Below are 15449 nucleotides of genomic sequence, written 5' to 3' on the forward strand. Positions count from 1 at the left end.
GCCACAGCGGGGGGAGGTGGCTGCATTTCCTCCGCTCCGCGCCACTTCCCTCCCGGCAAAGACTGACCGTTCAGTCATATTTTGCTGGCACGGTGCCATCTTGCACGGCAGAATCTCCCTCATGACCAGTGAGTGGGCGAGCCGGCATGCCTGTTTTCGCCAAGCTGAAAGCCGTCCGTAACGCCCATCCGCTCCTGCAACTACACTCAATGCCATGACCAGAACCGATCTGCCTGGGGCCTAATCGTCCACGAGTGCAACGGTGCACTGGGGTGGCCTTCCAGTGAGCCGGGATAACAGGCTCCTTGATCGATCGAGTGACCTTTTCGCGCACGACTCCTCTGGCCCGACCCGCCGAGGATCGCGCTGTTACGGATTCTCAGGACCGCCACCATGCTCCCCACTCATCCCAATGCCGACGTGATGTATCGCCTGTTGGTGCAGAGCGTGGTGGACTATGCCATCTACATGCTCAGTCCCGAAGGCGTGGTAACCAACTGGAATGCTGGCGCCCAGCGCGCCAAGGGTTACCTGGCGGCGGAGATCGTCGGCCAGCATTTCTCGGTGTTCTACGGCGAGGCGGAGCGCGCCGCTGGCGTGCCCGAACGTGGCCTGCAGCAGGCTCGCGACACCGGGCGTTTCGAGGCCCAGGGCTGGCGCCTGCGCAAGGACGGTACGTCGTTCTGGGCCCATGTGGTGATCGATGCCGTACACGATGACGATGGCCAACTGATCGGCTTCGCCAAGATCACCCGTGACTGCACCGAGCAGCGTCAGTTGCAGATCGAGCAGCGCGAGCAGGAGCAGCGTTTTCGCCTGCTGGTGCAGGGCGTCACCGACTACGCCATCTACATGCTCGATCCCCAGGGCCATGTGGAAAACTGGAACGCCGGCGCCGAGCGTGCCAAGGGCTACAAGGCCGAAGAGATCGTCGGTCAGCACTTTTCGGTGTTCTATACCCCCGAGGACCGTGAGGCCGGCCTGCCCGCCAAGGGCCTGGAAACCGCTCGTAGTGAAGGGCGCTTCGAAGCCGAGGGCGTGCGCCTGCGCAAGGACGGTTCGCCGTTCTGGACCAGCGTGGTGATCGACGCCATCTACGATGACGACCGCCAACTGATCGGTTTCGCCAAGATCACCCGTGACATCACCGAGCGCCGCCAGAACGAACTGGAACTGCTCAAGGCCAAGGATCTGGCGGAGAGCTACAGCGAAGAGATGGCCTCGCTGTCCCGCTTCCTCGACTCGGTAATCTCCAACATTCCGGCCAGCGTCATCGTGCAGGACTCCACCAGCCGAGAAATCCTGCTGGCCAACCCGCGGGCGGAAAAGCTGTTCGGCTGCAGCACCAGCGAGATGCTCGGGCGCCGTGCGGAGCAGTGCCTGGCGCCGGCGATCGTCGATTACATCGCCGAGCAGACCGAGCAGTGCATCCGCAGTGGGGCCCCGCATCTTTCCGAGGATTGCCTGGACACCCAGCAGGGCCCGCGCATGCTGCGTACCCGTGTGCTGCAGAGCAGTGGCGTCGAGCAACAGAGCAGCTACCTGCTGATGATCGCCGAGGATGTCACCGACGAGCTCGCCGCCCACGCACAGATCCACCACATGGCCCACCACGATGCACTGACCGGGCTGCCCAACCGCACGCTGTTCGGTGAGCGCCTCGACGAGGCGCTGCGTGAGGGGGAGGAAAAACAGCGACTGACCGCGGTGCTCTGCCTGGACCTGGACAACTTCAAGAACATCAACGACGCCCTCGGCCATGCCTTCGGTGACCGCCTGCTGCGCTCCCTGGGCCAACGCCTCAAGGGTGTGCTGCGCGAGCGCGACACCCTGGCACGGCTGGGGGGTGACGAATTCGCGGTGGTGCTCAACGGCCTGGAGAGCGCCGAGGATGCCCAGCGCACCGCCAAACGGCTGATCGCCGCCGTGGCGCCCGTGTTCCTGATCGACGGCCACAGCTTCTCGGTCGGAGTGAGCATCGGCGTCGCCCTTTCGCCGGACGATCACCAGCAGGCCGATCAACTGATGCGCTACGCCGACCTGGCGCTCTACGAAGCCAAGCGTAACGGGCGCAACCGCTACGAATGCTTCCACCCGGAGCTGGATGTTGCCGCGCGGCGCCGTCGTACCATGGAGATGGACCTGCGCACGGCCCTGCACCTCGGGCAGTTGCAGCTTTACTACCAGCCCATCGTCGATAACGGCAGCAACCTGATATCCGGCTACGAAGCGTTGATGCGCTGGCAGCACCCGAGTAACGGTCTGGTCATGCCGATGGACTTCATCCCCATCGCCGAGGAAACCGGGCTGATCCACGATGTAGGCGCCCGCGCGCTCAACCTCGCCTGCCAGGAGGCGGCGAGCTGGTCAGGCAAGCAGACGGTGGCGGTCAATCTGTCGCCCGTGCAGTTCAAGAACGCCGATCTGGTCAAGGTCGTCGGTCTGGCCCTGGCCGACTCGGGGCTGGAGCCCGAGCGCCTGGAACTGGAGATCACCGAGTCGGTATTGCTGGAGAACAGCGAAGGCAACATCGACACCCTCAAGGCGCTCAAGGCACTTGGCGTGAACATTGCGCTCGACGACTTCGGTACCGGCTATTCTTCATTGGGCTACCTGCGATCCTTCTCCTTCGACCGGATCAAGATCGACAAGTCCTTCGTTCAGGACATGGGTGAGAGCCGCGAGTCGCTGTCCATCGTGCGGGCCATCACCGGCATGAGTGGCAGCCTGCTGATCAAGACGACCGCCGAGGGCGTGGAAACCGATGCACAGTTCGAGCAGTTGAAAGCGGAGGGCTGCTCGCACTTCCAGGGGTACCTGTTCGGCCGTCCGCAGCCGGCCAGCGAGCGCATCGAGGTGCTGGAATAGGGCAGGCGGGAGCCGGCCAGTGTGACGGGCGTCACCAATCTCCATGTTCGCCCGCCGGATGGTGATCTATCGCAGATCGGCAACACGTCAACGACGGGCGTATGAACTAGAATCCAACAATCGCTGGCGTCGGAATGTTGGCAGCCCTTGCTGCCTCCGCGCTCCAGTATTAACTCAGGTCGACCGGCAACGCCCATCCCGTTCTTCACGGCAGTGGCTACAGGGCTGGGGCGACCTTTTAGCGCGCACGAGGATATCGAGTTGATTAAACGTTGCATGGGAACGCTCCTGCTGGGTCTCAGCCTGATCAGCTTCGCCAGTTGGGCCGAAATGAAACCGCTGGAGGCGATGAACATGGCGGGTCTGCAGCGCAGTCTCGGCCAGATCATGGCCAAGGATTATTTGATGATCGGCTCCGACGTGAAGGTCGATGACGCCACCAAACAGCTCAACACCAGCATCGCGCTGTTCGAGGATCATCACGCCCAGCTCAAGGCTCATCCCACCAATGATGAAGTCCGCGCAGCCCTGGCCCAGGTCGAGGTGATCTGGACGGCCTATCGCGCCATGATCACCGCCACGCCGGACAAGGCCCAGGCCCCCGCCATGCTCGCCAAGGCCGAAGAGCTGGTGAAGCAGTGCCAGCACGTTACCGACCTGTTCGAGAAGCACAACGGCGACGCCGCCTCGCATTCGATCAACCGAAGTGGCTGGAACCGTGTGCTCACCCAGCGCACCGCGATGTTCTACATGGCGCGTGCCTGGGGGGTGCAGGCGCCCAATCTGGATGCCAACTTCGACGCCTCGGTGAAGGAATTCGACAGCATCATGAAGGAGCTGCAGGCCAACGGTGCGCCGAATGAAGCGATCGCCGCGGCGCTGCGCAAGACCGACGCGCGCTGGCAGTTCGCGACCAAGGCCTTTGCCTCCAAGGACTTCGTGCCGACCATCGTCGCCGTGAATGCCGAGTCGATGTTCCGCCAACTGAACGAAATGACCCGCCTCTACGCCGGCCTGCAGGGCGACCAGCTCTGACCCGTTGGTGCTCATCCCGCCCTGGATGAGCACCCGCTCGTACCTCGACCCGCTACGCCCTCAGAACGAATCGATGATTCGCCCCAGCGTCGCCATGGCCTGCTCGCTCTGCGTGCTCCACGGGTGGCCGTGGTTGAGCCGAGCACAATGGCCGAAGCCGCGGGTTGCCGAGAAGATCGGCCCCGGCGCCAGGCTGATGCCCTGGGCCAACGCCAGCCGGAACAGCTGCAGCGCATCCACCCGTTCGGCGAATTCGAACCACAGAAAATAGCCACCGCTCGGCCGGGTTACCCGTGTGTCCGCCGGAAAGTGCCGCGCTGCCGAGGCCAGCATCGATGCCTGCTGGGTTTCCAGTTGATGGCGCAGCTTGCGCAGGTGGCGGTCGTAGCCGCCGTGCTGCAGGTAGTCGGCGAGGGCCGCCTGGGCAGGTACCGAGGGTGAGATGGTGGTCATCAGCTTGAGCCGCGCGATGCGCTGGGCATAGCGGCCACCGGCGACCCAACCGACCCGGTAACCCGGCGCCAGGCATTTGGAAAACGAGCCGCAATGCATCACCAGGCCCTCGCGGTCGAAGCTTTTTACCGGCTTGGGCGGCTGGGTGCCGTAGTACAGCTCGGCATACACGTCGTCTTCGATCAGTGGCACCTGATGGCGTTGCAGCAGCGCGTAGAGACCGCGTTTCTTGTCGTCGCTCATGCTCGCGCCGAGTGGGTTCTGCAGGCTGCTCATGAACCAGCAGGCCTTGATCGGCAGCTGCTCCAGGCTGCTCGCCAGGCTGTCCAGGTCGATGCCTTCGCGTGGATGCACGGGAATTTCCACCGCCTTGAGCTTGAGTCGCTCCAGCACCTGCAGGGTGGCGTAGAACGCCGGGCTCTCGATAGCCACCAGATCGCCCGGCTCGGTCACCGACTGCAGGCACAGGTTGAGTGCCTCCATGGCGCCGGTGGTGATCACCAGCTCTTCCAGCGGCAGCCGCACGCCGCTGACCATGTAGCGCAGAGCGATCTGCCGGCGCAGGTCCGGGTTGCCCTCGGTCATGTCAGCGATCACCGCGTGGCTGGGCATGTCGCGCACGCTCTGCGCCATGGAGCGGGCCAGGCGCGGCAGCGGGAAGAGGTCCGGGCTGGGAAAGGCCGAGCCGAAGGGCACGGTGTGCGGGTCCTTCAGCGAACCCAGCACTGAGAACACCAGTTCGCTGACATCGACATCGGTGGTCTGCGCCGTGCCCGCGCGCACTTCCGGCTCGTGCAGCGGGCGCCGGGCGTGCTCGCGGACGAAGTAGCCGGAGCGCGCCCGAGCGTGGATAAGCCCTCGGTCTTCGAGCAGGTAGTAGGCCTGGAACACGGTCGAAGGGCTTACCCCGTAGGTGCGGCTGGCGTGGCGCACCGAAGGCACCTTTTCGCCAGGCGCGAGCACGCCGGTGCGGATCAGCCCGGCTATTTCATCGGCGAATTTTTCGTAGCGTTTCATGCTGTCCTGACTTGGCGGTTGGGAGGCGGGCAGCGCCGCTGTTCGTCATCGTGTGGGCGCGGAGGGTGGCTCGCCGACGATTTTGGTAACAGATAAAGAAATCTCCATGAAATACGGATCAGGCCTGAAGGGACCTCTGCCATATGGGTTTTTCAGGATGCAAAAGGTAGCAGTTTCTGCTTCTGATATGGTTTTTTCAGTTTTATCTGCGTCTGTTTCGAAATGCACCTCTTGTCCATAGTGCTGGCCTGTATGCCGTGTGTGCCGGCAATGAGGGCCTTGCATGTATCACTACGACGAGTACGACCACGCGCTGGTGCGCGAGCGCGTTGCGCAGTTTCGCGATCAGGTGCAGCGGCGTCTCAGCGGCGAGCTCAGCGAAGAGGAGTTTCTCCCGCTGCGCCTGCAGAACGGTCTGTACATGCAGAAGCACGCCTACATGCTGCGCGTGGCGATTCCCTACGGCACCCTGTCGGCGCGGCAATTGCGCACCCTGGCGACCATCGCGCGGGATCACGACCGCGATTACGGGCACTTCACCACACGGCAGAACATCCAGTTCAACTGGATCGAGCTGGAGCAGGTGCCGGACATCCTCGAGCGCCTGGCCGAGGTGGAGATGCACGCCATCCAGACCTCGGGCAACTGCGTGCGCAACATCACCACCGAAGCCTTCGCCGGGGTGGCGGCCGACGAGTTGCTCGACCCCCGCCCGCTGGCCGAGATCCTGCGCCAGTGGTCGACGGTCAACCCGGAATTCCTGTTTCTGCCGCGCAAGTTCAAGATCGCCCTGTGCGCGGCCGAACAGGATCGCGCCGCGGTGCCCATGCACGACGTTGGCCTGTACCTGTATCGCGATGCGGCCGGTGAGCTGCTGGTACGGGTGCTGGTCGGCGGCGGCCTGGGGCGTACGCCGATCCTCGGCCAGGTCATTCGTGACGGTCTGCCGTGGCGGCATCTGCTGTCCTACGTCGAGGCGATCCTGCGCGTGTACAACCGCCATGGTCGGCGCGACAACAAGTACAAGGCGCGCATCAAGATTCTGGTCAAGGCGCTGGGCATCGACGCCTTCGCCAGGGAAGTCGAAGCCGAATGGCAGCACATCAAGGACGGCCCCGCCGAGCTGACCGCCGCCGAGTATCAGCGCGTCGCCGCAGCCTTCGCGCCGCCAGCCTATGCTGCGCTTTCCCATGCCGACCTGGACTTCGGCACCGCCCTGGCCGCCGATGCCGCCTTCGCCCGCTGGGTGTCGCGTAACGTGCAGCCGCACAGGGTGCCGGGCTACGCCAGCGTGGTGCTGTCCACCAAGCCGGGTGCCAGCCTGCCGCCAGGCGACGTGACCGCCGGGCAGATGGACGCCGTTGCCGAGCTGGCCGAGCGCTACGGCTTCGGTGAGGTTCGCGTGGCCCACGAACAGAATCTGGTGCTGCCCGATGTGCGCAAGGCCGACCTGTACGCACTCTGGCAGCGGGCCGTGAGCATTGGCCTGGGTAGCGCCAATATCGGTCTGCTCAGCGACGTGATCGCCTGCCCGGGTGGGGATTACTGTTCCCTGGCCAACGCCAAGTCGATTCCCATCGCCCAGGCCATCCAGCAACGTTTCGAAGATGCCGAAGCACTGCACGCGCTCGGCGACATCAGCCTGAACATTTCCGGCTGCATGAATGCCTGCGGCCACCACCACATCGGCAATATCGGCATCCTCGGCGTCGACAAGAATGGCAGCGAGTGGTACCAGGTGACCATCGGCGGCGCCCAGGGCAAGGCCAGTGCGCTGGGCAAGGTGATCGGCCCGTCGTTCAGCGCCGCCGAAGTGCCGGACGTGATCGAGCGTCTGGTCGAGACCTTCGATGAGCAGCGCGAAGGCGACGAACGCTTCATCGACACCGTGCAGCGTGTCGGCATCGAGCCCTTCAAGGCGCGGGTCTACCGCAAGGCGGGGGAGCCGGCATGAACAACCTGATCACCCTGCGCGATGGTGCGGCACAGGTCGTCACCGACGATCCCTGGATGCTTTTGCGCAGAGACGATGCGCCCGCAGAAAGCCCGCTGATTCTGCCCCTGATGCGCTGGCGCGAACGGCAGAGCGAGGCCGTGCTGCAGGCCACCGAGGCCAGCCGCGACGGCCTGTGCCTGAGCCCCGACGACGACCCCGTCGAGCTGCAGCCCTGGCTCGCCGTGCTGCCGCTGATCGCCATCGATTTCCCCAGCTTTCGCGACGGCCGCGGCTACAGCCAGGCCTACCTGTTGCGCACCCGCCTGGGCTGGCGTGGCGAATTGCGCGCGGTGGGTGACGTACTGCGTGACCAGCTCAGCCATATGCGCCAGTGCGGCTTCGACAGCTTTGCCGTACGCGAAGACAAATCCGTGCACGACGCCCTCAAGGGCCTCGCCGGCATGAGCGTGCAGTACGGCCGCTCGGCCATCGAGCCCAGGCCGCTGTTCAGACGCCGCTCTGCCACCTGATTCCCACTGACCCAAGGAGCCCGTGCGCCGCCAGCCGGCGCCGATTCGACACATGCTCGGAAAACTGACCCTCGACGCGATACCCCTGCACGAGCCCATTCTCGTCGTCACCATGATCGCCGTGGCGCTCGGCGGCCTGGGCCTGTTCGCTGCGCTGACCTACTTCAGGAAGTGGGGCTGGCTGTGGCGCGAATGGCTGACCTCGGTCGACCACAAGAAGATCGGCGTGATGTACATTCTCGTCGCCCTGATCATGCTGCTGCGCGGCTTCGCCGACGCCATCATGATGCGCACCCAGCTGGCCGTGGCCACCGGTGGTGACGGCGGCTACCTGCCGCCCCATCACTACGACCAGATCTTCACCGCCCATGGCGTGATCATGATCTTCTTCGTCGCCACGCCATTGGTGGTCGGCCTGATGAACATCGTCACGCCGCTGCAGATCGGCGCCCGTGACGTCGCCTATCCGCTGCTCAACTCCCTGAGTTTCTGGCTGTTCGTCGGTGGCGTGCTGCTGACCAACATCTCGTTGTTCGTCGGTGAATTCGCCATGACCGGCTGGGTGGCCTATCCGCCGCTCTCGGGCATCGAGTACAGCCCCGGGGTCGGGGTCGACTACTACATCTGGAGTTTGCAGCTCTCCGGGCTGGGCACGCTGCTCACCGGGGTCAACTTCCTGGTCACCATCCTCAAGATGCGCGCGCCGGGCATGACCCTGTTCAAGATGCCGATCTTCACCTGGACGATCTTCTGCACCAGCGTGATCATCGTCGCCGCCTTCCCGATCCTCACCGCCGCCCTGGCGATGCTGACCCTGGACCGCTATCTGGACTTCCACCTGTTCACCAGCACCGGCGGCGGCAGCCCGATGATGTACGTGAACCTGGTCTGGGCCTGGGGCCACCCGGAGGTGTACATCCTCATCCTGCCGGCCTTCGGGGTGTTTTCCGAAGTGACCGCGGTGTTCGCCCGCAAGCGCCTGTTCGGGTATGTCTCGATGGTCTGGGCGACCATCGCCATCACCTTCCTGTCGTTCGTGGTCTGGCTGCACCACTTCTTCACCATGGGCTCGGGGGCCAGCGTCAACGCCTTCTTCGGCATCGCCACGATGATCATCGCCATCCCGACCGGGGTGAAGATCTTCACCTGGCTGTTCACCATGTACCGCGGCCGCCTGGAATTCACCACGCCGATCCTGTGGACCCTGGGCTTCATCGTCACCTTCTCCATCGGCGGCATGACCGGCGTGCTGCTGGCGGTGCCGGGCGCCGACTTCCTGCTGCACAACAGCCTGTTCCTGGTCGCCCATTTCCATAACGTGATCATTGGCGGCGCCGTGTTCGGCTACATGGCCGGCATCACCTTCTGGTTCCCGAAAGTGTTCGGCTTCAGGCTCCACGAAGGTTGGGGCAAGGCATCGTTCTGGTTCTGGTTGACCGGCTTCTACCTGGCGTTCATGCCGCTCTACATCCTGGGCTTCATGGGCATGACCCGGCGCCTCAACAGCACCACCAACCCGGAATGGGAGCCCTACCTGAACGTGGCCGTGGTCGGTGCCGTGCTGATCGGCCTGGGCATCGCCTGCACGCTGATCCAGTTCGCCGTATCGATCATCAAGCGCAAGGAACTGGCCGACCACACCGGCGACCCCTGGAATGCCCGTACCCTGGAATGGTCGACCTCGTCACCACCACCGTTCTACAACTTCGCGGTCACCCCGCGTGGCGACCGCATCGACGAATTCCACGAGATGAAACGCGACGGTCTCAAGCCCGCGCCGACCACCTTCCGGCCCATCCATATGCCGCGCAACACCGGTATCGGCCTGATCGCCGCAGCCTTCATGACCCTGATGTGCTTCGCCTTGATCTGGCACATCTGGTGGCTGGTGGGCGCCAGCTTCGTGGCCAGCATCGCCTGCTTCATCGTGCGCAGTTATGACGAAGACACCGACTACTACGTGCAACCCGACGAGATCGCGCGGATCGAGGCGGCGGGGCGGGGGTGACGCGCAGGCAGCAGCACTGACTCAGCGATGGCAACGCATGAGGGCGGATTCTGAATTCGCCCTCGACCTAGGCCCCATCGCTCCATGCCCCCAGCGTTGACTCCGGGCAGACAGTGCGCTTTATCATGACCCCCCGCACACAACCTCCGGAGGTTCGGATGGCGCTCGTACTCCGACCAGGCCGCATCACCGACCTTCCTCTGGTTTATCGCGGAGAGGAGGCCTACATCCGGACTTGGGAGCCAGCCCATGAAGATGCCTGGCGGCTTCAGATGGAGCGGCATCTCACCAGTTGGGTGGAGAACATCGACCGCCTCACGGTCGCCGAGGTGGACGGCATGTTCGCTGGCTATTCGTTGTGGATGCCGGAGCAGGACCATGCCGAGCTCTGCACGATCAGCGTCAGCGATGCTTACCGACGAAACGGTATCGGCCGGGCACTGCTCGAGGCGTATATGGCTTCGGCAGCGGCGCAGGGGTTCACCCGGTTGGGCCTGCATGTGCGCCCAGACAACCCCGCAGTGATCCTGTACGAGCACGCGGGCTTCGTTCATGCCGGAGCCAGCGCTCAGGGCTACCTTCGCTATCAGCGGTCGTGTTGATCGGGCCTCGACGTATTCACGGAAATCGAGAGCTGCTACTCAAGAATGGCAACTCATCGCTTTTGCGATGAATTGCCATTTACAAATCTAACTCGTTTACATAGTCTCGCGCGGTTTTTGCCGATGTCATCCCGATATCGGTGCATGCCCAGCGTGAGCTTGATCGTTCCGGTACGGATAGCAGACCGGATGCGGCGATGCCTGCCCGGACGAATCCGTCTGCTTGCACATCCCGCACGTGTTTCAGGGAAGAGAGCGGTGACGCCCGAAGCGCTATTGTCGGAGCCTCTCATGTCCCATAACAAAACCTCTCGTCAGCAGGATGCCGGTGCCAGCGCTTCGTGCATGAATCTCTGCTCCCTCGCGCTGGCCGTGCGCCTCGTGGCTGCCGGTGCGCTGCTCGGCGCTCCCCTCGTGCATGCCCAGCAGGCCGAGCAGGGCGCACCACTGGAGCTCGGTGCGACCGCCATCACTGATACCGTCACTCCCGCTGATGATGCCGTGACCGAAGGTACCCAGTCCTACACCAGCCGTGCTGCGCGTACCGCCACACCGCTGAACATGTCGCTGCGTGAAACGCCGCAGTCGGTGAGTGTGGTTACCCGTCAGCGTATGGAAGACCAGGATCTGCGTACCATCAACGACGTGGTCAACAATACCGTTGGCGTGTCCATGAATCGCTATGAGACGGATCGTGGGCAGATCAACGCCCGTGGTTTCAAGCTCAACTCGTTGATGATCGATGGTGTGCCAACCATCTGGGAACAGCCTTGGAGTTCGGGCGAGATTTTCGGCAGCCTGGCCATGTATGACCGAGTTGAGGTGGTGCGGGGTGCCAATGGCTTGATGACGGGGGCAGGCGATCCCTCTGCCTCGCTGAACATGGTGCGCAAGCGAGCCAGCAGTCGCGAATTGACCGGTTTGATCGAGGGCAGCGCGGGTAGTTGGGACACCTACCGAACCCTGGGCGACATTTCCATGCCGCTCAACGAAGCGGGTACCGTGCGTGGCCGCCTGGTGGGTGAAGTCGAGGATGGCAACAGCTGGATCGATATGAAGGGTAACAATCGCCAGACCTTCTACGCCACCATGGACGTCGACCTTACGCCGGACACTACTTTGTGGTTCGGCCTTAGCCAGCAGGATAACAAGGCTAAGTCGCCGGCCTGGGGGTTGCTGCCAGTGTGGTACTCCGATGGTGGCCGCACTAACTGGAGCCGCTCCAAGTCCATTTCGACGGACTGGAGTAAGTGGGACACCAGCACCGATACCTATTTCGCCAACCTGGAACACACCTTCGCTAACGACTGGCACGCCAAGATCGGCTACAGCTACAGCGAGCGCAATGCCGACTCCTACTTGATGTATCCCAGTGGCTTCCCAAACCGTGCCACGGGTGCGTTGGAGGGCTCGTTTGCTGGCTACAACGGCGGTGCGTACAAAGTGAAAACCACCCAGTACGACTACTTCGCCCAGGTCGATGGTCCGTTCCAGGCCTTGGGTCGCAGCCATGACCTGGCCTTCGGCTACAGCTACAGCAAACAGAAATTCGACGCTGATACCCGAGGCTATATCGGGCTGGGCGCTGGCTTCGACTTCAACAGCGATTTCGGCCATTCGATTCCCGAGCCAGACTGGGGCGGCTTGACCGACAGCGACGCCAGTACCACCACTCAGGAAGGTGTCTATGCGGCAACCCGGCTGAACGTGGCCGATGACCTGAAAGTGATCCTCGGCGCACGCAACAGCAACTACAAGAAGGATCGGGTGGGCTCCAAGCTGGAGGCCAAAAATGAAGTCACGCCCTATGCCGGTGTTGTTTATGACCTTACCGACAACCTGTCCGCCTACGTCAGCTACACGGAAATTTTCCTGCCACAATCGGAGCGTGACTTGAGCCGCAAGCAGCTCGAGCCCATTGTGGGCGAAAGCTACGAAACCGGTTTGAAAGCCGAGTTTCTTGACGGTCGCCTGAACACCTCGGCAGCGATCTTCAGGATCAAGCAGGATAATCTGGCGCAAAGCACAGGCGTCTATATTCCAGGCGTAACTCCGCAGGAATTCGGGTATGAAGGAACGGACGTGACCAGTGAAGGCTTCGAGCTGGAGGTGTCCGGCGAACTGGCCGAAGGCTGGAACGCTTCGGCCGGGTACACCCAGTTCAAGGTGCGCGACGCCGACGGTCATGCGGCCAACACGATTTACCCGACCAAGCTGCTGCGCACCTTCACCACCTACCGCCTGCCGGGCGCGCTCAACAAGCTGACCATTGGTGGCGGGGTGAATTGGCAGGATTCGATCTACACCTATGCCATCAACCCACAGGGCGGCACCGAGAAGGTCAGCCAGGATGCCTACACCCTGGTTAACCTGATGGCACGCTACGACATCACCGATAACCTGTCGGCACAACTCAACGCCAACAACGTGACCAATGAGAAGTACTTCGATATGTCCGATTCGTTTGGTGGCGTCACCTACGGCGCTCCACGCAGCCTGACCGCATCGGCCAAGTACCGCTTCTGATGCGTTTCACTCCGCGACCGTGCAGGTCGCGGAGTTCTCTTCTCGTCGGCCGTTCGGCCCATCGCCGATGCACGCTTCGTGCAACGCCTCGCAAGCCTCAGCCGAGGCCTGAAGGCATCGGCACGCTCATTTGCGCCCTCGATTGGCGATTGCTAGGGTAATCACTCTCATGGAAGGGAGTGTTCGTTATGAAAGGGATGTCATTCGTGTCGTTATCGCTAATCGCATTGGGTTCGGCTGCCGCAGGTGCGGCGACCGAGCAGGTCTCCATTCACGCGCTACCTCAGGGCGAGATCGCCTACCTGTACGAAAGCGTGGGCGGGGCTGGCGCTAGAGAGCGCGCCGCGATGATCGACTTCATCGTCACTCAGGCAAGGCAGCCGAAGAGCACGATGGTTGCGGATGCGGACCTGAAGAGTCGGCTCAGCGAAATCTCGGAACTGCAGGCACGCTCGACGGCGCGCGAGCCATCAGTGCCTGCCGGCCGCGCCGAACCTACTCTGCCGCCTGCGCAAGTCGCCCCTTCGGCCTTCGTGAAGTGCACGCTCCAGAACCCTGGTATGGGCGTTCTGCATACCAGCAAAAAGGAAGTGATAAGCGCGTATTACTACAGCTGCCCGGACGGCGATGTTTTCATCCGTGCCCTGTCGTTGTCTCGCACCCAGCACCGCACCATCAAAGAGCTCTCGAACGTCAAGGTAGGCGATGCCTACGGCTATCTGTACGAATCGAGAGACGACAAGGGCAACGTATTCACGCGGCTCACCTGGGCGACGAGCGACACGCACTTCCTGGTCGACAAGGCCGGCCGTTCTTCGGACGTACACGATTGGCTGGTCGATTATGCACAGGCCACAGTCAGGTAATTTCCCGCTCATGACTGGTCGCTGAATGCCGCTGCCAAGGGGCGACCACTACGACCGCGGCTCGTAGGCTCCAGCCCCCCACAAACATGAAAATTCCAGCCCGTAGGAGCCCGCTTGCGGGCGATACGATGGCGGCCTTACCACTGAATCTGCGTTGACCCGATGATTCGCCCGCAAGCGGGCTCCTACGGTGGTGATGGTGTTTACAAAATGGATGCTCGACACCCGCGAAGTAGGCGCGCCGACCTGCGATTCCTACATAGCATGGAGATTCCGGCCCGTAGGAGCCCGCTTGCGGGCGATACGATGGCGGCCATACCGCTGAATCTGCGGTGGCCCGATGATTCGCCCGCAAGCGGGCTCCTACGGTGGTGGTGGCGTTTACAAAATGGATGTTCGACACCCGTGAAGTAGGCGCGCCGACCTGCGATTCCTACAAAAGCATGAAGATTCCGGCCCGTAGGAGCCCGCTTGCGGGCGATACGATGGCGGCCTTCCCGCTGAATCTGCGTTGACCCGATGATTCGCCCGCAAGCAGGCTCCTACGATGGTGGTGGCGTTTACAAAATGGATGTTCGACACCCGCGAAGTAGGCGCGCCGACCTGCAATTCTTACAAAAGCATAAAGATTCCGACCTGTAGGAGCCCGCTTGCGGGCGATACGATGGCGGCCATACCGCTGAATCTGCGGAGGCCCGGTGATCGCCCGCAAGCGGGCTCCTACGGTGGTGGTGGCGTTTACAAAATGGATGTTCGACACCCGCGAAATAGGCGCGTCGACCCGCGACTCCTACAAAAGCATGAAGATTCCGACCTGTAGGAGCCCGCTTGCGGGCGATGCGATGGCGGCCTTCCCGCTGAATCTGCGTCGGCCCGGTGATCGCCCGCAAGCGGGCTCCTACGGTGGTGATGGTGTTTGCAGAATGGATGTTCGACACCCGCGAAATAGGCGCATCGACCTGCGATTCCTACATAGCATGGAGATTCCGACCTGTAGGAACCCGCTTGCGGGCGATACGATGGCGGCCATACCGCTGAATCTGCGTTGGCCCGGTGATTCGCCCCCAAGCGGGCTCCTACGATGGTGGTGGCGTTTACAAAATGGATGTTCGACACCCGCGAAGTAGGCGCGCCTACCTGCGATTCCTACAAAAGCATGAAGATTCCGACCCGTAGGAGCCCGCTTGCGGGCGATACGATGGCGGCCTTACCGCTGAATCTGCGTTGGGCCCGATGATTCGCCCGCAAGCGGGCTCCTACGGTCGTGGTGGCGTTTACAAAATGGATGTTCGACACCCGCGAAGTAGGCGCGCCGACCTGCGATTCCTAAAAAAGTGTGAATATTCCGGCCCGTAGGAGCCCGCTTGCGGGCGATACGATGGCGGCCTTACCGCTAAATCTGCGGTGACCCGATGATTCGCCCGCAAGCGGGCTCCTACGGTGGTGATGGTGTCTGCAACATGGATGCTCCACACCCGCGAAATAGGCGCGCCGACCTGCGATTCCTACAAAAGCATGAAGATTCCGACCTGTAGGAGCCCGCTTGCGGGCGATACGATGGCGGCCTTACCGCTAAATCTGCGGTGACCCGATGATTCGCCCGCAAGC

The 15449-nt window shown here is 62.6% G+C and carries 9 protein-coding genes; 8 read left to right on the forward strand and 1 reads right to left on the reverse strand.

Annotated elements, in window-relative coordinates:
* Positions 1-393: 393 nt before the first annotated feature.
* Positions 394-2868: a sensor domain-containing protein gene (locus tag ACT9T4_RS12320; RefSeq protein WP_499117179.1), complete on the forward strand. Its 2475-nt coding sequence runs from the start codon at positions 394-396 to the stop codon at positions 2866-2868.
* Between the two features lie 276 nt (positions 2869-3144).
* Entirely contained in the window at positions 3145-3903 is a 759-nt protein-coding gene (locus tag ACT9T4_RS12325) for a type IV pili methyl-accepting chemotaxis transducer N-terminal domain-containing protein (RefSeq protein ID WP_231570255.1), read from the forward strand.
* 60 nt (positions 3904-3963) lie between these two features.
* Here the strand turns inward: ACT9T4_RS12325 and mapR are convergent, their stop codons facing one another.
* Positions 3964-5373: a GntR family transcriptional regulator MpaR gene (mapR, locus tag ACT9T4_RS12330; protein WP_042556805.1), complete on the reverse strand. Its 1410-nt coding sequence runs from the start codon at positions 5371-5373 to the stop codon at positions 3964-3966.
* A 283-nt stretch (positions 5374-5656) separates the two neighbouring features.
* Here mapR and ACT9T4_RS12335 point away from each other — a divergent pair, with 283 nt between their 5' ends.
* From ACT9T4_RS12335 to ACT9T4_RS12360, 6 genes are all read left to right on the forward strand, one after another.
* Positions 5657-7327, forward strand: coding sequence for a nitrite/sulfite reductase (locus ACT9T4_RS12335; RefSeq protein ID WP_499117182.1), 1671 nt, complete (start codon positions 5657-5659; stop codon positions 7325-7327).
* Positions 7324-7839 (forward strand): DUF934 domain-containing protein, encoded by a 516-nt coding sequence (locus ACT9T4_RS12340; RefSeq protein WP_042556807.1) that lies wholly within the window; start codon positions 7324-7326, stop codon positions 7837-7839. The genes ACT9T4_RS12335 and ACT9T4_RS12340 overlap by 4 nt, the downstream gene beginning before the upstream one ends.
* 52 nt (positions 7840-7891) lie before the next feature.
* Complete coding sequence (gene cyoB / locus ACT9T4_RS12345) at positions 7892-9847, forward strand: cytochrome o ubiquinol oxidase subunit I (RefSeq protein WP_499117184.1); 1956 nt, start codon at positions 7892-7894, stop codon at positions 9845-9847.
* Positions 9848-10005: 158 nt separating this feature from the next.
* Positions 10006-10449 (forward strand): GNAT family N-acetyltransferase, encoded by a 444-nt coding sequence (locus ACT9T4_RS12350; RefSeq protein WP_499117186.1) that lies wholly within the window; start codon positions 10006-10008, stop codon positions 10447-10449.
* A 291-nt stretch (positions 10450-10740) separates the two neighbouring features.
* Positions 10741-12975 carry a TonB-dependent siderophore receptor gene (locus ACT9T4_RS12355; RefSeq protein ID WP_499117188.1) on the forward strand — a complete coding sequence of 745 codons (2235 nt, stop codon included), beginning with the start codon at positions 10741-10743 and terminating at the stop codon, positions 12973-12975.
* 188 nt (positions 12976-13163) lie between these two features.
* Positions 13164-13841, forward strand: a complete 678-nt coding sequence (locus ACT9T4_RS12360) for a hypothetical protein (protein WP_499117190.1) — start codon at positions 13164-13166, stop codon at positions 13839-13841.
* Positions 13842-15449 lie beyond the last annotated feature (1608 nt).

This window comes from Pseudomonas sp. SZ40 (assembly GCF_052958135.1).